The 24,054-nt window shown below is 70.5% G+C and carries 30 protein-coding genes and 1 tRNA gene; 10 read left to right on the top strand and 21 right to left on the bottom strand.

From position 1 onward, the window contains the following. Positions 1–311 precede the first annotated feature (311 nt). The 7 genes from Q0P88_RS07590 to Q0P88_RS07560 are packed head-to-tail and all read left to right on the top strand — an operon-like array spanning position 312 to position 3,833. Positions 312–686 carry a rhodanese-like domain-containing protein gene (locus Q0P88_RS07590; RefSeq protein WP_295012730.1) on the top strand — a complete coding sequence of 125 codons (375 nt, stop codon included), beginning with the start codon at positions 312–314 and terminating at the stop codon, positions 684–686. Between the two features lie 23 nt (positions 687–709). Next, positions 710–1,090 (top strand): thioredoxin, encoded by a 381-nt coding sequence (gene trxA, locus Q0P88_RS07585; protein WP_295012728.1) that lies wholly within the window; start codon positions 710–712, stop codon positions 1,088–1,090. Beyond that, complete coding sequence (locus Q0P88_RS07580; protein ID WP_295012726.1) at positions 1,087–2,781, top strand: FAD-dependent oxidoreductase; 1,695 nt, start codon at positions 1,087–1,089, stop codon at positions 2,779–2,781. The genes trxA and Q0P88_RS07580 overlap by 4 nt, the downstream gene beginning before the upstream one ends. Continuing rightward, the gene (locus Q0P88_RS07575; RefSeq protein ID WP_295012724.1) at positions 2,774–3,049 is read left to right on the top strand and encodes a YgaP-like transmembrane domain; all 276 of its coding nucleotides are present in this window, start codon (positions 2,774–2,776) and stop codon (positions 3,047–3,049) included. The genes Q0P88_RS07580 and Q0P88_RS07575 overlap by 8 nt, the downstream gene beginning before the upstream one ends. Before the next feature lie 12 nt (positions 3,050–3,061). Beyond that, on the top strand, positions 3,062–3,337 hold the full coding sequence (locus Q0P88_RS07570) for a metal-sensitive transcriptional regulator (RefSeq protein WP_295012722.1): 276 nt from the start codon (positions 3,062–3,064) through the stop codon (positions 3,335–3,337). 23 nt (positions 3,338–3,360) lie between these two features. Next, positions 3,361–3,522: a hypothetical protein gene (locus tag Q0P88_RS07565; RefSeq protein ID WP_295012720.1), complete on the top strand. Its 162-nt coding sequence runs from the start codon at positions 3,361–3,363 to the stop codon at positions 3,520–3,522. Then, on the top strand, positions 3,519–3,833 hold the full coding sequence (locus tag Q0P88_RS07560) for a hypothetical protein (protein WP_295012718.1): 315 nt from the start codon (positions 3,519–3,521) through the stop codon (positions 3,831–3,833). The genes Q0P88_RS07565 and Q0P88_RS07560 overlap by 4 nt, the downstream gene beginning before the upstream one ends. 100 nt (positions 3,834–3,933) lie before the next feature. Here the strand turns inward: Q0P88_RS07560 and Q0P88_RS07555 are convergent, their stop codons facing one another. Both Q0P88_RS07555 and Q0P88_RS07550 read right to left on the bottom strand, forming a co-directional pair. Beyond that, entirely contained in the window at positions 3,934–4,743 is an 810-nt protein-coding gene (locus Q0P88_RS07555; RefSeq protein WP_295012872.1) for an IS3 family transposase, read from the bottom strand. Between the two features lie 47 nt (positions 4,744–4,790). After that, positions 4,791–5,090 (bottom strand): transposase, encoded by a 300-nt coding sequence (locus Q0P88_RS07550; protein ID WP_295012717.1) that lies wholly within the window; start codon positions 5,088–5,090, stop codon positions 4,791–4,793. Between Q0P88_RS07550 and Q0P88_RS07545 the strand changes: the two genes are divergently transcribed. Continuing rightward, complete coding sequence (locus Q0P88_RS07545) at positions 5,089–5,604, top strand: hypothetical protein (protein ID WP_295012715.1); 516 nt, start codon at positions 5,089–5,091, stop codon at positions 5,602–5,604. The genes Q0P88_RS07550 and Q0P88_RS07545 overlap by 2 nt on opposite strands. Here the strand turns inward: Q0P88_RS07545 and Q0P88_RS07540 are convergent. Beyond that, positions 5,567–5,643, bottom strand: a tRNA-Pro gene (locus Q0P88_RS07540). The genes Q0P88_RS07545 and Q0P88_RS07540 overlap by 38 nt on opposite strands. A gap of 211 nt (positions 5,644–5,854) precedes the next feature. On the opposite strand from Q0P88_RS07540, the gene Q0P88_RS07535 reads away from it, so the two are divergent. Together Q0P88_RS07535 and Q0P88_RS07530 are read left to right on the top strand one after the other, a co-directional pair. Further along, positions 5,855–6,436 (top strand): GNAT family N-acetyltransferase, encoded by a 582-nt coding sequence (locus tag Q0P88_RS07535; protein ID WP_295012713.1) that lies wholly within the window; start codon positions 5,855–5,857, stop codon positions 6,434–6,436. Positions 6,437–6,450: 14 nt separating this feature from the next. Beyond that, the gene (locus Q0P88_RS07530; RefSeq protein WP_295012871.1) at positions 6,451–6,816 is read left to right on the top strand and encodes an RNA-binding S4 domain-containing protein; all 366 of its coding nucleotides are present in this window, start codon (positions 6,451–6,453) and stop codon (positions 6,814–6,816) included. 126 nt (positions 6,817–6,942) lie between these two features. On the opposite strand, the gene Q0P88_RS07525 is transcribed toward Q0P88_RS07530, so the two are convergent. The 18 genes from Q0P88_RS07525 to Q0P88_RS07440 all read right to left on the bottom strand — a co-directional run bounded on the left by Q0P88_RS07525 (position 6,943) and on the right by Q0P88_RS07440 (position 23,850). After that, positions 6,943–7,848, bottom strand: coding sequence for an NUDIX hydrolase (locus Q0P88_RS07525; RefSeq protein WP_295012711.1), 906 nt, complete (start codon positions 7,846–7,848; stop codon positions 6,943–6,945). Between the two features lie 10 nt (positions 7,849–7,858). Next, on the bottom strand, positions 7,859–9,379 hold the full coding sequence (der, locus tag Q0P88_RS07520) for a ribosome biogenesis GTPase Der (protein WP_295012709.1): 1,521 nt from the start codon (positions 9,377–9,379) through the stop codon (positions 7,859–7,861). Next, positions 9,372–10,091: a (d)CMP kinase gene (gene cmk, locus Q0P88_RS07515; protein WP_295012707.1), complete on the bottom strand. Its 720-nt coding sequence runs from the start codon at positions 10,089–10,091 to the stop codon at positions 9,372–9,374. The genes der and cmk overlap by 8 nt, the downstream gene beginning before the upstream one ends. Further along, a complete protein-coding gene (locus tag Q0P88_RS07510) occupies positions 10,084–11,205 on the bottom strand; it encodes a prephenate dehydrogenase (protein WP_295012705.1) in 1,122 nt (373 codons plus the stop codon). The genes cmk and Q0P88_RS07510 overlap by 8 nt, the downstream gene beginning before the upstream one ends. Beyond that, a complete protein-coding gene (locus Q0P88_RS07505; RefSeq protein ID WP_295012703.1) occupies positions 11,202–11,945 on the bottom strand; it encodes a pseudouridine synthase in 744 nt (247 codons plus the stop codon). Before Q0P88_RS07505 ends, Q0P88_RS07510 begins: the two co-directional genes overlap by 4 nt. 1 nt (position 11,946) lies before the next feature. After that, on the bottom strand, positions 11,947–12,522 hold the full coding sequence (scpB, locus tag Q0P88_RS07500; RefSeq protein WP_295012702.1) for an SMC-Scp complex subunit ScpB: 576 nt from the start codon (positions 12,520–12,522) through the stop codon (positions 11,947–11,949). Then, positions 12,512–13,339: a ScpA family protein gene (locus Q0P88_RS07495; protein WP_295012700.1), complete on the bottom strand. Its 828-nt coding sequence runs from the start codon at positions 13,337–13,339 to the stop codon at positions 12,512–12,514. The genes scpB and Q0P88_RS07495 overlap by 11 nt, the downstream gene beginning before the upstream one ends. After that, positions 13,323–14,186 carry a ParA family protein gene (locus Q0P88_RS07490; protein WP_295012698.1) on the bottom strand — a complete coding sequence of 288 codons (864 nt, stop codon included), beginning with the start codon at positions 14,184–14,186 and terminating at the stop codon, positions 13,323–13,325. The genes Q0P88_RS07495 and Q0P88_RS07490 overlap by 17 nt, the downstream gene beginning before the upstream one ends. 153 nt (positions 14,187–14,339) lie before the next feature. After that, positions 14,340–15,242 (bottom strand): site-specific tyrosine recombinase XerD, encoded by a 903-nt coding sequence (gene xerD / locus Q0P88_RS07485; RefSeq protein ID WP_295012696.1) that lies wholly within the window; start codon positions 15,240–15,242, stop codon positions 14,340–14,342. 1 nt (position 15,243) lies between these two features. Then, a complete protein-coding gene (locus Q0P88_RS07480) occupies positions 15,244–15,810 on the bottom strand; it encodes an NUDIX hydrolase (protein WP_295012693.1) in 567 nt (188 codons plus the stop codon). A gap of 3 nt (positions 15,811–15,813) precedes the next feature. Further along, positions 15,814–17,499, bottom strand: coding sequence for a CTP synthase (locus Q0P88_RS07475; protein WP_295012870.1), 1,686 nt, complete (start codon positions 17,497–17,499; stop codon positions 15,814–15,816). Between the two features lie 17 nt (positions 17,500–17,516). Then, complete coding sequence (gene recN, locus Q0P88_RS07470) at positions 17,517–19,208, bottom strand: DNA repair protein RecN (RefSeq protein WP_295012691.1); 1,692 nt, start codon at positions 19,206–19,208, stop codon at positions 17,517–17,519. Beyond that, complete coding sequence (locus tag Q0P88_RS07465) at positions 19,205–20,113, bottom strand: NAD kinase (RefSeq protein WP_295012689.1); 909 nt, start codon at positions 20,111–20,113, stop codon at positions 19,205–19,207. Before Q0P88_RS07465 ends, recN begins: the two co-directional genes overlap by 4 nt. Next, positions 20,110–20,910, bottom strand: coding sequence for a TlyA family RNA methyltransferase (locus tag Q0P88_RS07460; protein ID WP_295012687.1), 801 nt, complete (start codon positions 20,908–20,910; stop codon positions 20,110–20,112). Before Q0P88_RS07460 ends, Q0P88_RS07465 begins: the two co-directional genes overlap by 4 nt. Beyond that, positions 20,910–21,080, bottom strand: a complete 171-nt coding sequence (locus Q0P88_RS07455) for a hypothetical protein (RefSeq protein ID WP_295012685.1) — start codon at positions 21,078–21,080, stop codon at positions 20,910–20,912. Before Q0P88_RS07455 ends, Q0P88_RS07460 begins: the two co-directional genes overlap by 1 nt. A 24-nt stretch (positions 21,081–21,104) precedes the next feature. Further along, positions 21,105–22,136, bottom strand: a complete 1,032-nt coding sequence (locus Q0P88_RS07450) for an HAD-IIA family hydrolase (RefSeq protein ID WP_295012683.1) — start codon at positions 22,134–22,136, stop codon at positions 21,105–21,107. Further along, positions 22,133–22,957, bottom strand: coding sequence for a hypothetical protein (locus Q0P88_RS07445; protein ID WP_295012681.1), 825 nt, complete (start codon positions 22,955–22,957; stop codon positions 22,133–22,135). Before Q0P88_RS07445 ends, Q0P88_RS07450 begins: the two co-directional genes overlap by 4 nt. A 20-nt stretch (positions 22,958–22,977) precedes the next feature. Beyond that, positions 22,978–23,850: a hypothetical protein gene (locus tag Q0P88_RS07440; protein WP_295012679.1), complete on the bottom strand. Its 873-nt coding sequence runs from the start codon at positions 23,848–23,850 to the stop codon at positions 22,978–22,980. Positions 23,851–24,054 lie beyond the last annotated feature (204 nt).

The raw sequence follows: 24,054 nt of genomic DNA, 5'->3' as shown, positions 1-24,054 counted from the left end.
CTTTCAGCACAGTTCAGACTGCGTCATGTCTCGCGTCGCGCGTGTTCCGGGAGCAGCGCAGGCGTCTCGTGCGCCGGCACGTTCTCCGGCGTCGAAGCATCGAATCGAACTTGCGTGAAGTAAACCCCTGGGAGTATCTTGGTGTATACCCCCAGGGGTTTATGGTCCAAGGAGTGCGAGATGTGCAGCAAGGTGACATGTGCAGAGTGCGGCAAGGCGACGTGGACCGGGTGCGGCCAGCACGTCGAAGAGGCGCTGTGGGGTGTGCCCGAGGGAGACCGTTGCCCGGGACACGATTACGCGGGCGTCGCGTGAGAAGGACACGCGGCATCCTGCTGCTGGCGATCCCCCTGCTGCTGCTCGCAGCAGGGACCGTCACGGCATGCGCGCCCGCGGCATCCACGATCGAGGTGACGGCCCAGACGACCGTCGTCGACGTGCGCACCCCCGCTGAGTACGCTGCCGGGCATCTCGACGGCGCGGTCAACCTCGACGTCAGCGCCGCCGGCTTCGAGATTGAGCTCGCGGCACTCGACCCGACGGCCGACTACGTCGTCTACTGCCAGTCCGGCAACCGTTCCTCCCGCGCGGTCGCTCTGATGGAGCAGGTCGGCTTCACCTCCGTCCATGACGCGGGCGGCATCTCCGACGCCGCGACCGCGACTGGACTCACCGTCGTCGACTGACGACCCGCAACGAAAGGCCCGACATGGCCACCCGAGAGATCACCATCCAGGGATTCCACGACGTCGTCGATCAGAACGACATCGTGTTCCTCGACTTCTGGGCCGCGTGGTGCGGCCCGTGCCGGATGTTCGCTCCCATCTTCGAGAAGGCGTCCGAGCAGCATCGCGACATCGTGTTCGGCAAGGTCGACACCGAGGGTCAGCGCGAGCTCTCGACTGCCTTCCACATCTCCTCGATCCCGACGCTCATGGTGTTCCGCGAGGGTGTGCTGGTCTTCTCGCAACCCGGCGCTCTCGGCGCACCGCAGCTCGACCAACTGATCGCGGGCGTGCGGGGCCTGGACATGGATGCCGTGCGCGCACAGGTCGCCGCACAGAAGGCGGAGCAGGAGGTCGCGCGATGAGGATCGTGATCGTCGGCGGGGTCGCCGGAGGCATGAGCTGCGCCGCCCGGGCCCGCCGGCTCGACGAGAGCGCCGAGATCGTCGTGCTCGAACGCGGCACCCACGTGTCGTTCGCGAACTGCGGTCTGCCCTACTTCGTCGGCGGTGAGATCACCGAGGAGCGGTCGCTGCTGGTGCAGACGCCTGCGTCGCTGCGGGCGGCTCTCGCCCTCGACGTGCGCACCCGCAGCGAGGTCACCGCCCTCGACACGACCGCGAAGACCGTGTCGGTGCAGTCGGCGGACGACGGTGCCCACGAGCTGTCCTACGACGCGCTCGTGCTCTCGCCGGGCGCCTCGGCCCTGCGCCCGCCGCTGCCGGGTCTCGACTCGCCGCGTGTGCGAACGCTGCGCACCGTGGAGGATGCCGTTGCTCTCCGCGACGAAGTGCTCGGGGGAGCCCGGCGAGCCGTCGTGCTCGGCGCCGGCTTCATCGGGATCGAGGCCGCCGAGGCGCTGGCCCGACGAGGCCTGGCGGTCTCGGTCGTCGAGCTCGCCCCGCATCCGCTGCCCCCGCTCGAGACGGAGCTGGCGTGGCTGATCACGCAGGAGCTCGGCGAGCACGGAATCGAGGTTCGCACCGGGATCGCCGCCGCCAGCGTCGAGCACGCGGCCGACGCCGACACAGTCGTACTCGCCGACGGCACCCGGCTTGCGGCCGACATCGTCCTGCTCTCGGTCGGCGTGCGTCCCGACACGGCGCCCTTCGAGGCCGCCGGCATCGCCTGCGAGCGCGGCGCGATCATCGTGGACGCGCACGGCCGCACCTCCGTTCCGGGGGTGTGGGCCGCGGGGGATGCGACCGTCTCGGTCGACGCCGTCACCAGCGTGCGTCGCCCGGTCGCCCTCGCGGGGCCGGCGAACCGCGCGGGTCGCCTGATCGCCGACGACATCCTGCGCCCCGACGACGCCCGGGCCGTGCCGCACCCGGTCGGCACGGCGATCGTGCGGGTCGGCGAGCTCACCGCCGCCCTCACCGGAGCCAACCGCGTAGCGCTCGATGCCGCGGGCATCGACTACCGCACCCTGCATCTGCACCCGAACCAGCACGCGGGCTACTTCCCCGGCGCCGCCCAGGTGCACCTCGTCGTGCAGATCCGCACCGCCGACGGCCTGCTGCTGGGCGCACAGGCGGTCGGCACCGAAGGCGTCGACAAGCGCATCGACGTGCTGGCGACCGCGATCCGCGCGGGCCTGCGCGTCGACGACCTCATCGACCTGGACCTTGCCTACTCCCCGCCCTACGGGCAGGCTAAGGACCCGGTCAACCTCACCGGCATGGTGGGCGAGAATGTGCTGACCGGCACGCTGCGGCTCTGGTACCCGGAGGAGCTCGAGTCGGCACGGGAGAACGCGCTGATCCTCGATGTGCGCACGCGGGCCGAGTACGCCACCGGTGCCGTCCCGGGCTCGCTCAACATCCCGCACACCGAGCTGCGGGAGCGCCTCGACGAGGTGCGCGAGGCCGCGGCGGGTCGGCCGGTGCGCGTCATGTGCCAGTCGGGCGTGCGGTCGGCGATCGCCCACCGGGTCGTGGCCCAGGCGGGCTTCGACTCCGCCTCGCTGTCGGGCGGCATGCTGACGCTGCGTGCCTGGCTCGGCGAGCGCCAGGCCGAGGTGCTCGAGCGGCACGAGGTGCTCGCGGATGCGTAGGCTTGCTGCGGCATCCTGCTCGCGCAGCAGGTCGGAGCGCGTGCTGATGGCCCTCGCCGCGGTCTTCCTCGGAGCGTTCTCGCTGAGCTCGCTCGACCAGCCTTGGTGCGCCATCCCCGCCAGCGTGTGCGCGACGTTCCTCACGATCGGCGCGGTGACCGGCTGGTGCCCGACGCAGTTGCTCGTGCGCCGGGATGCCCAGACGCCTGCGAATACGCTCGGCTACGACGAGGCACGCCAGCCCATCGACATACGCTCCCGACCCTGAAAGAAGGCCCCCATGAGCACGACCGACGCCGAGGCGCACAAGCGCATCGTGAACCGTCTGCGCCGCGCACGCGGCCAGCTCGACGCCGTCATCGCGGCGGTCGAGAACGAACGCTCGTGCCGTGAGGTCGTGACCCAGCTCTCGGCCGTGTCGAGCGCGCTCGACCGCGCCGGCTTCGCGATCGTCGCAACCGCAATGAAGGACTGCATCGCCGACCCGGATGCCGCCCGTGACGAACAGGGCCTGACCACCGAAGAGCTCGAGAAGCTCTTCCTCATGCTCGCCTGAGCACCCAACGAAGGAGAACCCCCATGTGTTACGCCGTCACCTGCCGAAAGTGCGGCAAGACCACCTGGTCCGGATGCGGTCAGCACGTCGACCAGGTCATGCGCGGCGTGCCGTCGTCGCAACGCTGCCAGGGCCATCAGGGCGAGACGGGCACCGGCTTCTTCGCGAAGTTGTTCGGACGATGAGCACGGACGGCTCCCGCCGGGTCGTGGTGCACGTCAGCGACGACCCGACCGACCTCGATCGTGCCGTCGCCACCGCGCAGTCGCTGCGCGAGGCGTTCCCCGGCGCTGAGGTGCGCGTGATCGTCAACGGCGCCGCCCTCGACGGACTGCGCGAGGGCCAGGCGCTGCCGGGCGTCGAGGCCTGCGCGATCGGCCTCGGACGCCGCGGCATCGACACCGCCTCACTGGGGGCGGGAATCGAGGTCATCCCCTCCGCCGCCGTCGCCCTCACCGAAGCCCAGTTCGAAGGCGCTGCGTACATCCGCATCTGACGGCTCAGCACACGGCGGGGTTCTCGCCCTGCGACCGCACAACTCGGGAGAGGGCAATAGGAGCTGAACCCGGTTCGGTGGACACGGATTGTATGTTGAATTATGCCGCGATAGCGGCGTGATGGATGTTCTCGGACTCGAGTGGTGAGACGTCGCCGATGCCAGAATGGCGGCGTCGCGGGTTGTACCAGGCCTCGGTCCATTCGAAGATCGCCTGCCCGAGTTCGTCACGGCTCTGCCAGGCGTGCTGGTCGAGAAGCTCGCGTTGCATCGTCGACCAGAACGATTCCATGAGGCTGTTGTCGACACTGGACGCGACTCTGCCCATCGATCCGAGCAGCCCCGCCTGGCGCAGTCGATGACCGAACACCCACGACGTGTATTGAGATCCGCGGTCCGAATGCACCACGGTTCCCGGCTCCGGTTTCCGCCGCCACCGCGCCATGTCGAGGGCGTCACCAACGAGCTCTGCGCGGATGTGGTCGGCGATCGCCCATCCGACCACGCGGCGAGAGAACACGTCCACGACGGCCGCGCAAGAGACCTTCCCGGTCCTCGTCGGATGTTCCGTGATGTCCGTGACCCAGAGCTTGTCCGGGCCGTCCGCGACGAACTGGCGTTTCACGAGATCCTCGTGCGGTGCTGGCAACGGGCGATTCTTCCCGCGTTTGCGGCGGTGACTGATCCCCGCGATCCCGGCCAGGCGCATCAGCCGAGCCACCCGCTTCTTTCCGCATCGGATCTGCAGCCCGAGCCGCAGCTCCGCATGCACCCGTCGGGCTCCGTAGCTGGTTCGGGAGTCCCGATGGATGCGGACGATCGTGACGGTCAGCTCCTCGTCGGCCCGTGCTCGTTTCGAGGGAGGGCGGCTCTTCCATGCATAGAAACCGGACCGCGAGACTCGCAACACCCGGCAGGCAAGGGCCGCGTCGATCCCAGTGGCGACGAGGCGATCGATCACCGGGAAGACCCTTTTGGGCCAACCACCTCCCGCGCGAAATACGCCGACGCCTGACGCAGGATCTCGATCTCCGCAGCCTGCACACGATTCTCGCGCCGCAACCGGACCAGCTCGGCGCGCTCGTCAGAGGTCACGCCTTCCTGGACGCCCTCGTCAACATCTGCGATCTTCATCCACCAGCGCAGACACGACTCACTGATCCCCAGATCGGCCGCGAGCTGCGCGACCGGCTTCTCCTTCGACCGCACAAGCGCGACCGCCCTCCGACGAAACTCCACCGGGTGAGCTGCAGGCATGATGACTCCTTCACGAACGACTCTCGCCGCTCAGATCAGGTGTCCACAAGACCGGGTTCAGCTCCAGAAGCTTCGCCAGCGCCTCGAGTACGTCACGCTCCAGAAAGGTGCGATCACCGAGAGGCTCACCCGAACCGTCGAGCGCATCCAGAGGGGCGTCGACAAGGCGTACGCCTTCGTCGACCTGCTCGAAGAACCGGGCGCGCTCTACAAGCAACTGCCCGACAACGTCCGCCGCGAACTTCTCTCCGCGTTCTTCAGCCGATTGGATGTCCGTGTCACCGATCGCGACGTCACGATCGATTCACAGCGCACCGAACTCAATGAAGTCCTACATGACTGGCGCACGCACAATCAGCTCAGCACTCAAACCCACACGCCCACGAAAACGAAGAGAGCCTCCCGCGATCTCGCGGAAGGCTCCTCTTCAGACCTGTACCGGCTTACTCAGTCCAAAGGTTTGAACATCCATCAAATGGTCGGGCTGACAGGATTTGAACCTGCGACCCCTTGACCCCCAGTCAAGTGCGCTACCAAGCTGCGCCACAGCCCGTGGACGACCGCACCGGAGCGCGGGCAACTCCCCCATCCTAACCGCATTGCGAGCCGTCCACGAAACCGGGTCGGCCGGGCGCGGCGTCGAGATCGCGATCACAGCTCAGCCCGGATCCACAATCTCCGCCCCGTACGTCTCATCCCCCGGCCTCGCCGCATCGCCCTCCGTATCGCCCCCCGATGTCCGGGGCACCCCATAGGGTTCCCCTATGACCACCATCACGACGAAGGCGGCGACGCCCGCGGAATGGGAAGACGTGCAGCGGGCGCTCACCGGCGGGGGCGACGGCGCCTCGTGCCAGTGCGTCTGGCCGATCCTGCGCAACAAGGACTGGAACGAGACGACCAAGGACGAGCGCGTCGAGATCCTGCGGCACGAGATCCAGACGGGCCCGCCGCCCGGCCTTGTCGCCTACGTCGACGGCGAGGCCGCCGGCTGGATCCGGATCGGGCCACGCCCCGCCCAGAAACGACTCGCGCACACGCGCGCGATCGTGGCGGCCACGGAGGAGCCCCTGGACGACGACGCGGTCTGGGCCGTCACCTGCTTCTCCGTACGACGCGATCAGCGCCGTCAGGGCGTGAACGGCGTGCTGCTGGGCGCGGCCGTCGACTACGCCCGAGCCTCGGGCGCTCGGGTCGTGGAGGGATATCCGGTCGACACCTCCGCCGGAAAGGTCTCCTCCAATGAGCTCTTCCACGGGGCGCTCTCGACCTTTTTGGCCGCCGGATTCGAGCCCGCGGGTGTGCTCCGGAGCGGGCGTCCGCTGGTCCGGCTCGGGCTCGCGTGACCGCCGAGCCCTGGATCGACCGCCCGGTCCGCATCGACAGCTGGCTCTGGGCCGTGCGCGCCTTCAAGACCCGCTCCGCGGCGACGACGGCCTGCCGCGCCGGGCACGTACGACTCAACGGCGACAAGGTGAAGGCCGCGCAGACGGTGACGATCGGCGACGAGCTCCGCATCCGGATCTCCGGTTTCGATCGGATCCTCGTGGTCCGGCACACGCTCGTCAAGCGGGTCGGCGCTCCGATCGCCGCCCTCGCGGCCGAGGATCGGACCCCGCCGCGCGATCCGGTCGCCCTCGCCGGGCAGCGCGACCGCGGTGCGGGGCGACCGACGAAGCGCGAGAGGCGGGAGATCGACCGGCTGCGGGGGCGAGACGGAGACTGATCCGCCCCGGCGAGGGCAGGCCGACGCGATCCCACCCGAGAGGGACGCGCGGGCAGCCCGTTGCCCCCGCCCGAGAGGGACGTGAGGGGCATCCGGGACCGGCGCGGAGGGTCCACGAGAGGGCTCTCAGGAGTCGGAGTCGAGCTGATCCCGGAGCCAGCGCGACGAGCGGACCTTCGCCCGGATTCCGTCCGGCCCCGTGAGGGCGTCGATCCGCGCGATCAGGCCCCGGTCGCTCGTGATCGCGATGACGCGATCCGCCGCGGCCAGCTGCGTGTGCACGACCTCGACGATCGTGTCGTCACCCTCTCCCCCCGCGCGCACGATGCGCAGGGGGCACGCGGCATCGGCCGCGTCCTCCGGGTCGGCGACCTTCTTCGCCTGCCCCTCGACGACGAGCAGGACCTGCGGATAGCAGCGCGTGGCGCTCAGGGCCACGCGCGATCCCTCGACGCCCTCGCGGATCCAGGCGGCGAGGCGGTCCCGCAGTCGAGCGGTCGCCCCTGCGCGGTCCTTCCACCACCCGTCCGGCACGGAACCGACGACGTTCGCGGCGTCGACCACGACGACGAGCCGTACGTCCAGCAGGGCGCGGAGCTCCGGCCAGGCCTCCGCGAATCCGGGGTGCAGCGGCCGCTCGGCGACCTCGTCGACGGGGACCCACTCCAGCGCGAGGCTCTCCGGGTCGCTGATGACCGGCTCGAACGGAACGACCACATCGGCGACGACCGTCGTGTAGCTCCACACCCCGAGATCCCGAACGCTCTCGAACCGCACGCGCACCGCATCGTCCGCAACGCCGGCCTCCTCGTGCGCCTCCCGCAAGGCGCCCTGGCGGGCGGACTCGCCGCCGTGCCGCGCGCCCCCGGGAAGCGCCCACGTGCCGCCGTGGTGGCTCCACGCGACGCGGTGCTGCAGGAGCACGCCGCGCGCCGGATCGTACGCGAGCAGCCCGGCGGCGCCGAAGCGCCCCCAGTACCGCTCCCCGGTCGAGGACTCGACCCAGGCGTCGCCGTTCTCGGGTCCGCTCATCGACAGAGCCTCAGCGCTGGCGCCGCTCGCGCACCCTCATGTTGATCACGATCGGCGTGCCCTCGAAATCGTAGAGCTCGCGCAGCCGGCGCTGGATGAAGCGGCGGTAGCCCGGATCGAGGAAACCGGTCGTGAACAACACGAAGGTCGGCGGACGCGTGGACGCCTGCGTGCCGAACAGGATGCGCGGCTGCTTGCCGCCCCGCAGCGGGTGCGGGTGCGCCGCGACCAGCTCGGAGAGGAAAGCGTTGAACTTGCCCGTCGAAATCCGGCGATCCCAGTTCTCCAGCGCGGTCTCCAGCGCGGGGACGAGCTTGTCCAGGTGTCGCCCCGTCTTCGCCGAGATGTTCACGCGCGGCGCCCAGGCGACGTGCGCCAGATCCTGTTCGATCTCCCGCTCGAGGTAGCGCCGACGGTCCTGGTTCTCCATGTCGTCGTCGAAGAGACGGTCCCACTTGTTGAACGCGAGCACGAGCGCCCGCCCCGACTCGAGGACGAGGTCGATGATGTTCAGGTCCTGCACGCTGATGGGCTGGCTCACGTCGAGGACGACGACCGCGACCTCGGCTTTCTCCAGCGCGGCCGAGGTGCGCAGCGACGCGTAGAAGTCGGCTCCCTGCTGCAGGTGCACCCTCCGGCGGATGCCGGCCGTGTCGACGAAACGCCAGAGCTTGCCGCCGAGTTCCACGATCTCGTCCACGGGATCACGGGTCGTGCCGGCGAGGTCGTTGACGACCACGCGCTCCTCCCCCGCCGCCTTGTTCAGCAGGGAGGACTTGCCCACGTTCGGACGGCCGAGGATCGCGACCCGTCGCGGGCCGCCGATCTCGGCCTTCGCGACGGCCGAGACCTCCGGCAGCGTGGCCATGATCGCGTCGAGCAGATCCGCCACTCCGCGGCCGTGGATCGCGGAGACGGGGTGCGGCTCGCCGAGGCCGAGGTTCCACAGCGCGGCGGCCTCGGGCTCCTGCCGTGCGTCGTCGATCTTGTTCGCGACGAGGAACACCGGCTTTCCGCTCTTGCGCAGCAGGCGCACGACGTGCTCGTCGGTCGAGGTCGCTCCCACCATCGCGTCGACGACGAACAGCACGACGTCGGCGAGGTCGATCGCGACCTCCGCCTGCGCGGCGACCGACCGGTCGATGCCCTTCGCGTCGGGCTCCCACCCTCCGGTGTCGACGAGGGAGAACCGGCGGTCGTTCCACTCCGCCTTGTAGGTCACGCGGTCGCGGGTGACGCCAGGGGTGTCTTCGACGACCGCCTCGCGGCGACCGAGGATCCTGTTCACGAGCGCCGACTTGCCGACGTTCGGACGGCCGACGATCGCGACGACCGGCAGCGCCGGAAGGAACTCGATGCCGTCCTCGCCCGCGACGAGACCGGCGAGCAGCTCGGCGTCCTCCTCGTCCAGGTCGTAGTCCTCGAGTCCCGCGCGCAGCGTCGCGGCGCGCGATTCGACGAGTTCCTCGTCCATCGCGTCGAGCTTCTCCGCGAGACGGTCCTCGCCGCCTTCGTACTCTTCGTCAGCCATGGTCGGCTCCTCGCTGCACGCCGGGCGCGCGTCGGTCGATCACCGCGATCACGGCGTCGATGGTCTGGTCGAAGTCGAGGTCGGACGAATCCACCACCTCCACTCCGGGTGCCGCGGTGAGGAAGTCCACCACGGCGCTGTCGGAGGCGTCGCGTCGATGCAACGCGGCGGCGACCGCGGTCGCGTCCTCGGCGTCGAGCTCCGCGGCCCTCCTGCCGGCGCGCACTTCGGGCGACGCCGTCAGCAGGATCCGCACCGGCGCGTCCGGGGCGACGACGGTCGTGATGTCGCGCCCCTCGACGACCACCGCCGGATAGTCGGACGCGGCGACGATGCGCCGGAAGGCGTCGTTGACCTGACGGCGCACCGCGGGGACGCGCGCGACGCCGCTCACGGCGCCCGAGACCCGGGGCTCGCGGATGGCCGCGGTCACGTCGGTCGCACCGACCTGCACGGTGCGGTCGTCCGGATCGAGCCCCTGGGCAAAGGGGAAGTCCGCTGCCGCGGAGAGAACGGAGCCCTCGTCGCCCGTGTCGTCGCCTCGGTCCAGGACGTGCCAGGCGAGGGCACGATAGGCCGCACCGGTGTCCAGGAAGCCGTAGCCGAGGCGTCGGGCGACGGCCTTCGAGATGCTGGACTTCCCGGATCCGGCAGGTCCGTCGATCGCGACGATGAACGGCCCCGGGCCTGCGGCGTTCGACGCGTCAGTCATCGGGCATGCTCGCGATCCGCCATCCTCTGGCCTCCAGTCCTTCCACGGCTCCGCGCAGGGCGGCCGGGGCCACGCTGATCTCCGCGAGTCCGAACTGCGCGCCGGGCGAATGCTCCAGTCGCAGGTCCTCCACGTTCACAGCGAGCTCGCCGAGCTCGCCGAACAGACGTCCCAGCTGGCCGGACGTGTCGTCGACCATGACGACGAACTGCTCGAAGCGCCGGTTCTGGCCATGCTTGCCGGGAAGGCGCTCGACGCCCTCGTTGCCGTGGCGGATCGCCTCGGCGACCGTGCGACGGGATCCCGCCCGCTCCGGATCCCGCAGCGCATCGGCGACCTGAGCGAGGTCCGCGGCGAGCGCGTCGAGCACGTCGACCACGGGGGCCGCGTTCGCGTCGAGGATCTGCACCCACAGCTCGGGTGCGCTCGCGGCGATGCGGGTCGTGTCCCGCACGCCCTGACCGGCGAGGCGCAGCAACCCGTCGTCCGCTTCCGCGAGGCGGGCGGCGAGCAGGCTCGCGACGACCTGGGGCACGTGGGAGGTGAGCGCGACCGCACGGTCGTGCTCCTCGGGCGTCATCTCCAGCGGCATCGCCTCGAGGTCCAGCGCGAGGTCCTCGACGAGCGCGAGGTCGGCGGCCCTGGTCTCCTCGTCTCGGCAGACCACCCAGGGACGGCCGATGAAGATGTCGGCCCTGGCCGAGATCGCTCCCCCGCGCTCGCGCCCGGCGAGCGGGTGCGAGCCGATGTACCGGGTCAGATCGACCCCGCGCGCACGGAGCGCCCTGAGCGGTTCGAGTTTGACGCTCGCGACGTCGGTGACGACGGCATCCGGGAACGCGGCGAGCTCGGCCTCCACGACGTCGGCGGTCACGTCCGGCGGCACGGCGACGACGACGAGCGACGGCGCGTCGCCGGGGGCGGCGGGCCGTCCGGCTCCGTAGTCGACCGCGAGGCGCAGCTGAGCGGGCGAGGCGTCGACGAGGGCGACGTCCACGCCCTTGGCCGTGAGCGCATGCCCGATGGACGCGCCGAGGAGGCCGGCGCCGACGATCCGGACGGTTCCGGACAGGCGCGCGGCGCGGTCGGACGGCGTCCTCGTGCTGTCGCTCACTCGTTCTCCTCGCGCGCGAGAGTCAACAACGCGCCGAGTTCGATTTTAGTCAGTTCCCGGCTCTTGCCCGCGGGGAGCGTTCCCAGGTGCAGCGGACCGAACTGGCGCCGCACGAGCTCCGTCACGGGATGCCCGACGGCGGCGAGCATGCGCCGAACGATGCGATTGCGTCCGGAGTGCAGCGTCAGCTCGACGAGGCTGGATCCGCCCGAGGAGTCGAGCAGACGCGCCTTGTCCGCGCGGATGACGCCGTCCTCCAGCTCGATGCCCTTCGTGAGCGTCGCGATGGTCTGCGGAGTGACGCGTCCCGTGACCTTCGCGATGTAGACCTTCGTGACCCCGAACGAGGGGTGGGCGAGCACGTGGGCGAGATCGCCGTCGTTGGTGAGGATGAGCAGCCCGCTCGTCTCGGCGTCGAGGCGGCCTACGTTGTAGAGGCGCTCCTCGTAGTCCTTCGTGAAGCGTCGGAGGTCGGGGCGACCCTTCTCGTCCTTCATCGAGCTGACGACGCCGGTCGGCTTGTTCAGCATGACGTAGCGCTTGCCGGTGTCCAGCTGCACCGCGATGCCGTCCACGTCGACGAGGTCCTTCTCGGGGTCGATGCGGCGGCCGAGCTCGGTGACCACGGATCCGTTCACGCGGATCCGTCCCTCCACGATGTACTGCTCGATCACGCGGCGCGACGCCACCCCGGCGTTCGCGAGCACCTTCTGCAGGCGCACGCCCTCTGGTTCGGTCATCTCAGGCCCTCTCCTCGAATCCATCGGCGCCGTCGTCGAGCAGCGGGGAGATCGGCGGCAGCTCGTCGAGCGAGTTGATGCCGAGGTTCTGCAGGAGCAGATCGGTCGTGCCGTAGTTGATAGCACCGGTCTCCGCGTCCTGGAACAGCTCCGTGATGAGGCCGCGGCCGACGAGGGTGCGCACCACCGAGTCGACGTTCACGGCACGGATCGACGCGACCTGGCTGCGCGTGACGGGCTGCTTGTACGCGATGACGGCGAGCGTCTCCAGTGCGGCCTGCGACAGCCGTGCGGGCGCCTGCCCTCCGACGAAGTCCGCGACGAGGTCGTCGTGGTCCTCACGCACGTACAGCCGCCATCCGCCGCCGACCTCGCGCAGCTCGAAGCCGCGGCGGGGCCCGGTACCCCGCCCGTCGTAGTCGTCGACGAGCTGGGCGATCGCCTGACGCACGGCGGGCACGGGCGATCCGACCGCCGCGGCCAGCGAGACGAGGCTGTGCGGCTCCTCGACGATGAGCAGGATCGCCTCGAGACGCTCGGTCAGCGGGCTCTCTGGCGTCGCCTCGTCAGCGGTCATAGTCGGCTCCCAACGTCGCCAGCATGTCATCGGACCAGTGCTCCGCCGACCAGCGCAGCGTCAGCTCGCCGAGCGGTTCGAGCTGCTCGAAGGAGAGAGCCGCGTGCCGGTACAGCTCGAGCACGGAGAGGAAGCGGGCGACCACGACGCCCGGCTCGGTCGTCCCCGCGACGAGCTCCCGGAACGTCACCGACTCCGCGCTGCGGAGCAGGGCCACGACGACCGCGGCCTGCTCGCGGATGCTCACGAGCGGCGCGTGCAGGTGGTCGAGCCCCACGGAGGGGATCTCCTTGGGCGCGAACGCGAGCAGCGCCAGGGTGCCGAAGTCGGCGGCGCTGAGCGTCCACACGAGCTCGGGGGTGCGCGCACGATGTCGCTCGTCGAGCCGCACGGCGCGGGCATGCCTTCGGTCCTCGCGCTGCAGGCTCCGCGCGAACCACGCCGAGACCTCTTTGAACGCCCGGTACTGCAGGAGCCGGGCGAAGAGCAGGTCCCTCGCCTCGAGCAGCGCGACCGACTCCGCATCGACCAGCTCGCCCTGCGGAAGCAGGCCCGCCACCTTCATGTCGAGCAGCGTCGCCGCGACGACGAGGAACTCGCTGGTCTCGTCGAGATCCGTGTCGGCGCGCAGATACGCGATGAACTCGTTGGTGACCTTGCTCAGCGACACCTCCGTGATGTCCATCTCGTGCTTCGAGATGAGCGTGAGCAGCAGATCGAACGGACCGTCGAAGTTCGCGAGCGACACCCGGAACCCTTCGGCGGGCCCCGTCGCGGGATCCGCGATCGCGGGATCCGTCTCAGGCGACGGCGCCACGGGCGACCAGCTCCCGGGCAAGACGCAGGTAGGCCTGCGCGGCGGGGTGCTCCGGCGCGAACTCGGTGATCGGCACGCCCGAGACGGAGGCGTCGGGGAACTTCACCGTCCGTCCGATCACCGTCTCCAGCACGTCGTCCCCGAAGGCCTCCACGACGCGCTCCAGGACCTCCCGGGAGTGCAGCGTCCTGGCGTCGTACATCGTCGCGAGCAGACCGTCGAGGGTGATCGACGGGTTGAGCCGGTCGCGCACCTTGTCGATGGTCTCGATGAGCAGCGCCACTCCGCGCAGGGCGAAGAACTCGCACTCGAGCGGGATCAGCACGCCGTGCGCCGCGGTGAGGGCGTTCACGGTGAGCAGGCCCAGCGAGGGCTGGCAGTCGATGAGGATGACGTCGTACTCCCCGGACACCTGGCGCAGGACGCGCGAGAGGATGGTCTCGCGTGCGACCTCGTTGACGAGGTGCACCTCGGCCGCGGACAGGTCGATGTTCGCCGGGATCAAATCCAGTCCCTCGACGCCCGTGTGCACGATCGCCTCGTGCACGTCACGCTTGGTGTCGAGCAGCAGGTCGTAGACCGTCGGGATGTCGTGCGTGGGGATGCCGAGCCCCGCGGAGAGCGCGCCCTGCGGGTCGAAGTCGACGGCGAGCACCTTGCGGCCGTACTCGGCGAGCGAGGCGGCGAGGTTGATCGAGGTGGTCGTCTTGCCGACGCCGCCCTTCTGATTGCACAGCGCGATGATGCGGGCGGGTCCGTGCGCCTTCAGAGGGGCCGGGATGGGGAAGCCCTGATAGGGACGTCCGGTCGGGCCGATCGGGGTGTCGTCCGTCGTCTTCTTCGCCACCAGTTCTCCTGCTTCGTCGTGCTCGGTCGAGTCTAGCCGTGCCCCCGCCCTCGGACGTGCTCACGCGCCGCACGGACCAAACCGTCGAACAGCGCGGGATCGTCGTCGGTCTCGGGGTGCCACTGCACCCCGATCACTTCTCACCCCTGGGATTCATCGCGCACGGGGGTGCGCGGTGACGTAGACGTCGCGGAGCGCATCGACCGAGACGTGCGTGTAGATCTGCGTCGTCGCGACGGAGGCGTGCCCCAGCAGCTCCTGGACGACGCGCACGTCCGCGCCGCCCTGGAGCAGGTGAGTCGCGAAGGAATGCCGCAGGGTGTGCGGGGAGACATCGGCCGTGATCTGCGCGCTCTGCGCGGCTGCTCGGATCACGAGCCAGGCACTCTGCCGGCTCAGAGGCGCTCCCCGTGCGCCCAGGAAGAGCTTCGCGGAAGACTTCCCCCGGGCGGCGAGCGCCGGACGCACCCGGGTGAGGTAGGCCTCGATGGCCGCCCTCGCGTAAGACCCGACCGGCACGATCCTCTCCTTCGACCCCTTGCCTCGCAGGCGGAGCAAGTCCCCGTGGGCGAGATCGTCGACGTCGAGGGAGATCGCCTCCGAAACGCGCGCGCCCGTCGCATAGAGCAGTTCGAGCAGCGCGCGGTCGCGGATCCCGATCGGATCATCCGCGGACGGCGCGGAGAGCAGCCGCTCGACCTGGTCGATCGTGAGCGCCTTCGGGAGCCGCTGCGGTTGCCGGGGCGGACGCAGCCGCGCGCTCGGATCCACCGAGGCGATCCCCTCCCTCGCGAGGAAGCGATGCCAGCCGCGCACCGACGACTGCAGCCGCGCCAGGCTCGATGCCGCCGGGGGCGGCTCCGCCGACGCGCGCTCCGCGGCGAAGGCGGCGACCGTCTCCGCGGTGATCTCCGCGGTGTCGTCGATCCCCCGGGCCTGGAGCCAGGCGAGGTAGCCGTCGAGATCCCGTCGGTACGCGGCGAGCGTGTGGTCGGCGAGACCGCGCTCGATCGTCACGTGCCGCAGGTACGCGTCGAGGGCGCGGTCGAGCCGCACGTCAGTCCCGCCGGAGAAGGCGCTCCGCGGCGAGGACGCCCGTCGCCAGGATCCCGTTGCGCAACCGGCCGGCGAGGACGGCGTCGGCGGCCTCGGCGAGCGGGATCCAGGACGTGCGGATGTCGGCCTCCTCGTCTTCGCGCGCGAACGCCTCGGGCGCCGCGCTCAGCCCGCTCGCGAGATAGAGGTGGATGAGCTCGGAGTTGCTGCCCGGGGTGCTCCAGATCGACACGAGCGGCTCCCACGCCGAGGCGACGAGATCCGCCTCCTCGGCGAGCTCGCGCCGCGCCGCGTCGAGCGGGTCCTCCCCCACCACGTCGAGAAGTCCCGCCGGAAGCTCCCAGTCGCGATGACGGATCGGATGACGGTACTGCTGGATGAGCAGGACGCGCCCTTCCGCGTCGAGCGCGACCACGGCGACCGCGCCGGGATGCTCGATGTACTGGCGTACGATCTCGCCCTCGCCGTAGCGGACGCGATCCTCGAGCACGTCCCAGATGGCTCCGCGATAGGCCGTCTCGCGGGAGACGATCTCCGGCGAGAACGCCTCGTCGCGCAGCTCCGCCACGGCTCAGGCCTCGTCGTCGAACAGCTCGCTGGCACGATGCCGTTCGATCGCGGCACCGATCAGGCCGCGGAACAGCGGGTGCGGCTCGGTCGGGCGCGACCGCAGCTCCGGGTGCGCCTGCGTGGCGATGTAGAACGGATGGACATCGCGCGGCAGCTCGACGTACTCGACGAGGTCGAGCTCGGGGTTCAGGCCGGAGAAGCGCAGCCCGGCCTCGGCGAGGCGGGTGCGGTAGGCGTTGTTCACCTCGTAGCGGTGACGGTGGCGCTCCGAGGCCTCGGCGGCGCCGTAGAGCTCGGCGGCGAGGGATCCCTCGGCGAGCGCCGCCTTGTAGAGGCCGAGACGCATGGTTCCGCCCAGGTCGCCGCCGTCGAGGATCTCGACCTGCTCGGCCATCGTCGCGATGACGGGCTCGGCGGTGTCGGGGTCGAACTCGCTGGACGACGCCCCCTCGATCCCCGCGACGTCGCGGGCGTACTCGATGACCATGCACTGCAGACCGAGGCACAGGCCGAGCGTGGGGATGCCCTGCTCGCGTGCGAAGCGGAGGGCGCCGAGCTTGCCCTCGATGCCGCGGATGCCGAATCCTCCGGGCACGCAGATGCCGTCGACGTCGGCGAGCGCCTTGGCGGCCCCTTCCGGCGTCTCGCAGGAGTCGGACGGGATCCACCGGATCTTGACCGCGACCTCGTGGCCGAACCCGCCCGCCTTGAGCGCCTCGGTCACGGACAGGTACGCGTCGGGAAGGTCGATGTACTTGCCGACGAGTCCGATCGTGACCTCGTGCTTCGGGTTGTGCACGGCCTGCAGCACCTTCTGCCACCGGGTCCAGTCCACGTCGGCGGCCTGGGCGATGCCGAGCGCGTCCACGATGTAGTCGTCGAGACCCTGATCGTGCAGCATCGTGGGAATGTCGTAGATGCTCGGCACGTCGACCGCGTTCACGACCGCGTCCTCGTCGACGTCGCACATGAGCGCGATCTTGCGCTTGTTGGACTCGGTGACGGGACGGTCGCTGCGGAGCACGAGGGCGTCCGGCTGGATGCCGATCGAGCGCAGGGTCGCGACCGAGTGCTGCGTCGGCTTCGTCTTCTGCTCGCCGGACGCGCCCATGAACGGCACGAGCGACACGTGCACGAAGAACACGTTCTTGCGGCCGAGCTCGTGCCGGATCTGGCGGGCGGACTCGATGAAGGGCTGCGACTCGATGTCGCCGACCGTGCCGCCGATCTCGGTGATGATGACGTCGGGCCGCGGGGTCTCGTCGGCCTGCAGCCGCATGCGGCGCTTGATCTCGTCGGTGATGTGAGGGATGACCTGCACAGTGTCGCCGAGGTACTCGCCGCGGCGCTCCTTGGCGATGACCTGCGAGTAGATCTGGCCGGTGGTGACGTTCGCGGCCTGGGAGAGCTCGATGTCGAGGAAGCGCTCGTAGTGGCCGATGTCGAGGTCCGTCTCCGCACCGTCGTCCGTGACGAAGACCTCACCGTGCTGGAACGGGTTCATCGTGCCCGGATCGACGTTCAGGTACGGGTCGAGCTTCTGCATCACGACGCGCAGCCCGCGGGCGGTCAGGAGATTGCCCAGGCTGGCGGCCGTGAGCCCCTTCCCCAACGACGAAACGACACCGCCCGTCACGAAGATGTGCTTGGTGGTGTCGTTGTCTGTCCGCGCGGTTGAAGTCTCCATCACGGGCTTTAATCCTATCAGCCGATCACGTCGCCGAGAGCGAGCAGTTCCCTGGCATGTTCGAGCGCGGCGTCGGAATCGGCGAGTCCGGACAGAAGCCGTGCCATCTCCGCTTCGCGCTCCGCGCCGTCGAGCCGACGCACGCTCGACGCCGTCACCTGCCCGTCGTTCTGCTTGACCACGCTGAGGTGGTTGTTCGCGAACGCGGCGACCTGCGCGAGGTGGGTGACGGCGATCACCTGCGAGTTGCGCGCGAGGCGCGCGAGGCGCCGCCCGACCTCGATCGCGGCCGCACCCCCGATCCCGGCATCGACCTCGTCGAACACGAAGGTCGGCACGGGGTCGGTTCCCGCGATCACCACCTCGATCGCGAGCATGACCCGGGAGAGCTCGCCGCCGGATGCTCCCTTCGCGACGGATCGCGGATCCGCCCCCGGGTGCGGGGCCAGCAGGATCGCGACGTCGTCACGGCCGTGCGCGCTCTCCGCCCCTTCCGTGACGGCGACGACCAGGCGCGCGTCGGGCATGGCGAGGGCGTGCAGCTCCTCGGTCACCGCGGCACCGAGCCGCGCGGCCGCGTCGAGCCGCAGGGTGCTCAGCGCCGCGGCCGCCTCGTCGAGCCGGAGGCGCGCCGCGTCCCGCTCGACCGCGAGGCGCTCGAGGTGGTCGGTGTCGTCGTCGAGTTCGGCGAGCCGGGTGGATCCGGTGTTCCAGAGCTCCAGTGCAGCGTCCAGGGTGCCGTGCGCACGGACGAGGGCGGCCAGGGCGGCGCGGCGCTCCTCCACGGCCGCGAGCTCATGTGGCCCGGACTCGTCGAGGTCGGCGAGATAGCCGCTCAGCTGCACCGCGATGTCGGCGGCGCGATAGCCCAGCTCGGCCACGGCCTCGGCGATCGGCGTCAGCTCGGGATCTCCCGCCCGCTCCAGCGCACGACGGGCCTCCCCCACGAGCGTCGAGACATCGACCGCGCCGTCCTCGTCGGAGAACGCGGCTCGGGCGAGCGCCGCGGCCTGGCGCAGCTCCTCCGCGTTGGCGAGCCGCTCGGCACGCTCCGCGAGGGCATCGTCCTCGCCCGGCTGGGGATCCGTCGCCTCGATGAGCGCCAACGCCGTCCGCAGCTCGTCGGCCTCCGCGCGACGTCTGTCCTGATTGCCCGCGATCTCGTCGAGCTGCGCGGCGAGAGCCCGCCACTGCTCCCAGGCGGCCTCGTACGTCGCACGGGCGGCGGTGACCGGTGCGCCGCCGAAACGGTCCAGCGCGTCTCGCTGCGCGGCGGCGGAGCGGAGTCGCAGCTGCTCGGACTGGCCGTGCACGACGACCAGCTCATCCGCGAGTCCGGCCAGGACTCCGGCCGGCGCCGCGCGACCGCCGACGCTCGCCCTGCTGCGCCCCTCCGACGTGAGCGTCCGGGAGACGTAGAGCTCGCCACGGCCGTCGTCGTAGGGTTCGAGCTCCCCGCCGGCGTCCGCGACGGTGTCGGCGACGGGTCCCTCGCTCGGCACGATCCACACGCCGGCGACCGACGCCTGCGCTGCCCCCGCGCGGACCGCGCCGGAATCGGCACGGGCGCCGAGGAGCAGACCGAGGCCGGTCACGACCATGGTCTTGCCCGCCCCCGTCTCCCCCGTGATGGCCGTGAATCCAGGGCCGATCGGCAGCACGGCCTCGGCGATCACTCCGAGATCGCGCAGACGCATCTCCTCGATCACTGGTCGGACCCCCGCCATCCGGCGACCGGCAGGTGGAACTTGCGCACCAGTCGATCCGTGAACACGCTGGGGTGCAGCCGAGCGAGCAGCACAGGGCGTGAGGACCGCCGCACCACCACACGGGCGCCACGCGGCAGCTCGAACGACCGCCGACCGTCGCACCAGAGGATGGCGGTCGCGTCGTTGCGGTCGAGAAGTTCGATCGCTACCGGGGCGCCGGGCGCGACGACGAGCGGCCGCGCGAACAGGGCGTGCGCGGAGAGCGGGACGACGGCGATCGCTTCGACGCCCGGCCAGATCACCGGCCCGCCCGCGGAGAAGTTGTACGCCGTGGCCCCTGTGGGCGTGGAGACGACCATGCCGTCGCAACCGAAGCTCGTGAGCGGGCGCCCGTCGATCTCGAGCACGACCTCGATCATCCGCTCGCGACTCGCCTTCTCGACCGTCGCCTCGTTGAGCGCCCACGTGCTGTAGAGCACGTGGCCCTGGGAGTCCTTGACCCGGATCGAGAGCGCCATCCGCTCCTCGACCGCATAGTCCCGGTCGATCACGCGGGCGACCGCGGCGTCCATGTCGTCGCGTTCGATCTCGGCGAGGAACCCCACGTGCCCCATGTTGATGCCGAGGATGGGCGCGGTCCCCTCACGGACGAGCTCGGCAGCGCGCAGGATCGTGCCGTCGCCGCCCAGCACGATGGCCAGTTCCACGTCCTCGACCGGAACGTCGGTGCCGAGGACCTGGATATCGGAGAACACCTCGTCCTCGGCAGCGAGCTCGGCACGATCCGACGCGGACAGGACGGGGACCGCCCCGGCGGCACGGAGCGCGGCGACCACGCGATGCGCGGCGTGCACCGTGTCTTCGCGACGGGCGTGCGCGACGACGAGGATCCTGCGGGCGTTCATCGGCCTCCTGTCAACCGGTCGATCGTGCTCAACCATTCTGTCGGATTGCTCCCTCGTCCACGGGCGATGTGCACGAGGAACTCGGCATTGCCGTGGATTCCGAGCAGCGGGGAGGGGATCAGCCCCAGAACCCCGAAGCCCTGGTCCCAGGCGCTCCAGAGCGTGCGGGCGACCGCGTCGGCGCGCACGGCGGGGTTCGTGACCAGGCCGCCCCGGACGGCCGTGCGCCCGACCTCGAACTGCGGTTTGATCAGCAGCACGACATCGGCGTCCTCCGCGGCCGTTGCGGCGACCGCGGGGAGCACGAGCGCCAGCGAGATGAACGAGAGGTCGCCCACGACGAGCGCGGGTCGCTCCGCTTCGCCGGTCGCCGCCGCGAGCGCCTCCGCGTCCATGTCCCGTACGTTGAACCCCTCGACGACGGTCACCGCGGGATCCTCGCGGACCGAGGGGGCGAGCTGATCGTGTCCGACGTCGACCGCGAGCACGCGACGGGCTCCTCGCTCGCGCAGCACCTGCGTGAACCCTCCGGTCGACGCCCCCATGTCCAGCGCGATCAGGCCGTCCGGATCGATCCCGAACGCGTTGAGCGCGGCGATCAGCTTGTGCGCGCCCCGGCTCACGTAGTGGTCGGTGACGGCGACGTCGATCGCATCGGCGTCCTCCACCTTCCACGATGCCTTGACGACCGGCTGGCCGTTGACCGAGACGAGACCATCGGCGATCAGCCGGGCGGCGTGGGTGCGGGAGCGCGCCAGCCCTCGTTCGGCGAGCGCGGCGTCGAGTCGGGGCGCCATCAGAGATCGGAACCCGCGCGCGGCGTTGCGGTGTCGCGCGGCGCGCTCTCCAGCCGTCGCGCGAGGTCGTCGTGCAGAGCCGAATAGGCGGCGGCGCGCTGATCGAGCGGCTGCCCTTCGATCAGGCGGAGCCGGCTCCACAGGCCATCGGCGTGCTCGTTGTCGCTCACCGGTCCAGCCTACGGCTCCTGTCCTCAGGGACGGTGGAACGGATCGGCGTAGAGCCGTTCCGGCACACGGAAGCCGAAGATCTGCCGCCCCGTGCGCCAGATCGCCTCCGCGCCCGCACGCACGAGATCGATCGGCCGATCACCCTCGCTGAGGATCGTGATGTCGGGTCCGTCGACGAGCACGGACGCGCCGCGCACGGAGGTCACGTCGCCCCGGATCCGGGTCTCGGGGTACGGCTCGTGCAGTTCCCGCAGATCGCCGAGGATGTAGGTCGGTCGCGACCCCTCAGGAGCGGCGAGCAGATGCTTCGGCCGGTCGATCCCCGTGAGCACCAGCGCGGACGCGATGCCGGCTCGGGACGCACCGGCGATGTCGGTGTCGAGACGATCGCCGATGAACAGCGGGTGCGTGGCCGCGAAGCGGGCGATCGCCTCCCGGAAGATCGGAGTCTCGGGCTTGCCCGCGACCGTCGCCAGCCGACCGACCGCGGTGTGCACGGCGGAGACGAGCGTTCCGTTTCCCGGTGCGATGCCCCGCGCCTGCGGAATCGTCCAGTCGTTGTTGGTCGCGATCCACGGGATCCCGCCCTCGTCCTCGGGGACTTTGAGCGCGAACGCCGCCTCGGCGAGGTCGGTCCAGGCGACGTCGGGAGCGAAGCCCTGGACGACCGCGGCCGGCGCATCGTCTGCGCTGCGCGTCACCGAGAAGCCCGCCTTGACGACCTCGTCGACCAACCCCTCGCCGCCGACGACGAGGATCGTGGACCCTGCGGGAACGCGCTCGACGAGCAAGCGCATCGCGGCTTGCGGACTGGTCACAACCTGATCCGGCGCGACGGTCAGCCCCAGCTCTGTGAGGTGCGCGGCGACGGACGCGTCCGTGCGCGAAGCATTGTTGGTGATGTACCCCGTGCGGAGCGTACGTTCGACCCGCTGCAGGCTCTCGATCGCGTAGGGCAACGGTCCCGGTCCCGCGTAGACGACGCCGTCGAGGTCGGCGAGGACCACGTCGACGCCGGTGAGCGGAGTGCGCTTCTCCCGGGAGAACAGACTCACTCCGCGGACTCCTGCGACGATGTCGGCTCCTCGCCCGCGGACGGGCCTTCCGAGCCGTCGCCCGTATCCGCTGCCTCGGGCGATCCGGTCTCCGGCGCGGGGGCGTCGGGCGCGCCGTCGTCCGCAGCGTCGGCCCCGGCGTCGTCGTCGGGTGCGCCGGTCTCCGGCGTGGTGTCGGGCGCGCCGTCGTCCACAGCATCGGCGTCGGCATCGTCGTCGGCGGCATCGCCGCGCTCGTCATCGGGGAGGTCCTCGAACACGTCCTCGATCACGATCTCGTCGTCCTCGCCGTGGCCCAGCGCGGCCGAGGCGACCTCAGCGCGCTCCTGCCAGAACTCCGCCTCCTCGCTGCGGCCGAGGTCCTCGAGGACCGCGGCGCGCGCGGAGAACAGCGCGGGACTCCAGTCGAACGCCACGTCCGGGTCGAGCTCGGGGATCTCGAGCTCGCCGAGAGCCAGTTCGGTCTCTCCGCGGTCCAGGCGGGCACCGGACATCGCGATCGCGAGAGCCACCCGGGTCGCGGTCGGCAGAGCCGCGCGATCGACCGTGCGCGCCTCCTCCAAGGCCTTGTCCGGGCGCCCCATGCCGCGCTCGCTGTCGACGATGAGCGCGATCTGATCGTCGTTGCCGGAAATGCGCCGGTAGGTGCGCAGCTCCCGCAACGCGAGCGCGAAATCGCCCATCGCGTAGGCGGTGATCGCGACCGACTCCCGCACGACGGCGACACGTCCCGCACGGCGCGAAGCCGCGAGAGCGTGCTGATGGGCGAGCTCCGGGTCCTCTTCGATGAGGCGCGCGGCCATCGCGAGGTGTCGCGCCACCTGCTCGGCGTTCTCCTTGCTCAGGGTCTTGAGCTCGTTGCGTGCGGACGGGTGAAGATCGCGCGCCGTGACGTCCCCGGGGATCTCAGGATCCCGGGGACGGTCACTCGCGTACTGCGTGCGACGCGGCCTGTCGTCACGCTCACGGAAGGCCCGATCCCCGTCTCGCCGCGGACGATCGGAGTTCCCGCGGTAGGGGCGATCCCCTTCCCGACGCGAACGCTCATCTGCGCCGCGGTACGGACGGTCGCCGTCGCGACGCGGTCGATCGGTCGTCCCGCGGTACGGGCGATCGCCGTCACGACGCGGACGGTCGTCTGAGCCGCGGTACGGACGGTCGCCGTCGCGACGCGGACGGTCGTCTGAGCCGCGATACGGACGGTCACCCTCACGACGCGGACGGTCCGTCGTCCCGCGGTGCGGGCGATCACCGTCGCGACGCGGACGGTCGTCTGAGCCGCGGTACGGACGATCGCCCTCACGACGCGGACGATCGTCCGAGCCGCGGTACGGACGGTCACCCTCACGACGCGGACCATCGGAACTACCGCCCCGATAAGGCCGATCACGCTCACGACCGACACGATCAGACGCACCGCCGCGGTAGGGGCGATCGCCGTCACGACGGGGACGGTCGTCACTGCCACGGTACCGACGATCACCGCTTCCCTGCCGAGCGGGGGTTCCCCCGTCACGACGCGGACGGTCGTCACTGCCACGGTAGGGGCGATCGGCGTCACGACGCGCACGCTCATCTGCGCCACGGTAGGGACGGTCGCCGTCACGACGGGGACGGTCGTCCGTCCCGCGAGAGGGACGGCCCGCGTCACGGCGAGGGCGATCGTCGTTGGTGCGGAAGGGCCGGTCACCGTCGCGGCGGCTCCGATCGCCACCCGACGAACCACCGTCCGAACGGAAGGAACGGGGAGAGCGATCTCCGTCGACGTAGCGTCGCGGCCCCTGCGAACCTGCGCTCTTGCGCGCGCGGCGGCGCTCCTCATCATCAGCCATGAAATGACTCCTTCCGCAAATGCATGTTAACGCAGAAAGGCCACCCATCGTTGGGTGGCCTTTCTGGTAAAGGAAGTCCGGCGGTG

This window comes from uncultured Microbacterium sp., assembly GCF_945952435.1.
In the GTDB taxonomy this organism is placed as follows: Bacteria; Actinomycetota; Actinomycetes; order Actinomycetales; family Microbacteriaceae; genus Microbacterium.
The sequence above is the reverse complement of the archived record's forward strand: the minus strand, read 5'-3'. Positions and strand labels throughout refer to the sequence as shown.

What these genes read in the sequence shown, in the direction of transcription:
- trxA (WP_295012728.1), top strand. Translation starts at nt 710, where the DNA reads ATGGCCACCCGAGAGATCACCATCCAGGGATTCCACGACGTCGTCGAT.
- Q0P88_RS07580 (WP_295012726.1), top strand. Translation starts at nt 1,087, where the DNA reads ATGAGGATCGTGATCGTCGGCGGGGTCGCCGGAGGCATGAGCTGCGCC.
- Q0P88_RS07575 (WP_295012724.1), top strand. Translation starts at nt 2,774, where the DNA reads ATGCGTAGGCTTGCTGCGGCATCCTGCTCGCGCAGCAGGTCGGAGCGC.
- Q0P88_RS07570 (WP_295012722.1), top strand. Translation starts at nt 3,062, where the DNA reads ATGAGCACGACCGACGCCGAGGCGCACAAGCGCATCGTGAACCGTCTG.
- Q0P88_RS07565 (WP_295012720.1), top strand. Translation starts at nt 3,361, where the DNA reads ATGTGTTACGCCGTCACCTGCCGAAAGTGCGGCAAGACCACCTGGTCC.
- Q0P88_RS07560 (WP_295012718.1), top strand. Translation starts at nt 3,519, where the DNA reads ATGAGCACGGACGGCTCCCGCCGGGTCGTGGTGCACGTCAGCGACGAC.
- Q0P88_RS07545 (WP_295012715.1), top strand. Translation starts at nt 5,089, where the DNA reads ATGATGACTCCTTCACGAACGACTCTCGCCGCTCAGATCAGGTGTCCA.
- Q0P88_RS07550 (WP_295012717.1), bottom strand. Translation starts at nt 5,090, where the DNA reads ATGCCTGCAGCTCACCCGGTGGAGTTTCGTCGGAGGGCGGTCGCGCTT.
- Q0P88_RS07535 (WP_295012713.1), top strand. Translation starts at nt 5,855, where the DNA reads ATGACCACCATCACGACGAAGGCGGCGACGCCCGCGGAATGGGAAGAC.
- Q0P88_RS07525 (WP_295012711.1), bottom strand. Translation starts at nt 7,848, where the DNA reads ATGAGCGGACCCGAGAACGGCGACGCCTGGGTCGAGTCCTCGACCGGG.
- der (WP_295012709.1), bottom strand. Translation starts at nt 9,379, where the DNA reads ATGGCTGACGAAGAGTACGAAGGCGGCGAGGACCGTCTCGCGGAGAAG.
- cmk (WP_295012707.1), bottom strand. Translation starts at nt 10,091, where the DNA reads ATGACTGACGCGTCGAACGCCGCAGGCCCGGGGCCGTTCATCGTCGCG.
- Q0P88_RS07505 (WP_295012703.1), bottom strand. Translation starts at nt 11,945, where the DNA reads ATGACCGAACCAGAGGGCGTGCGCCTGCAGAAGGTGCTCGCGAACGCC.
- scpB (WP_295012702.1), bottom strand. Translation starts at nt 12,522, where the DNA reads ATGACCGCTGACGAGGCGACGCCAGAGAGCCCGCTGACCGAGCGTCTC.
- Q0P88_RS07475 (WP_295012870.1), bottom strand. Translation starts at nt 17,499, where the DNA reads ATGGAGACTTCAACCGCGCGGACAGACAACGACACCACCAAGCACATC.
- Q0P88_RS07465 (WP_295012689.1), bottom strand. Translation starts at nt 20,113, where the DNA reads ATGAACGCCCGCAGGATCCTCGTCGTCGCGCACGCCCGTCGCGAAGAC.
- Q0P88_RS07460 (WP_295012687.1), bottom strand. Translation starts at nt 20,910, where the DNA reads ATGGCGCCCCGACTCGACGCCGCGCTCGCCGAACGAGGGCTGGCGCGC.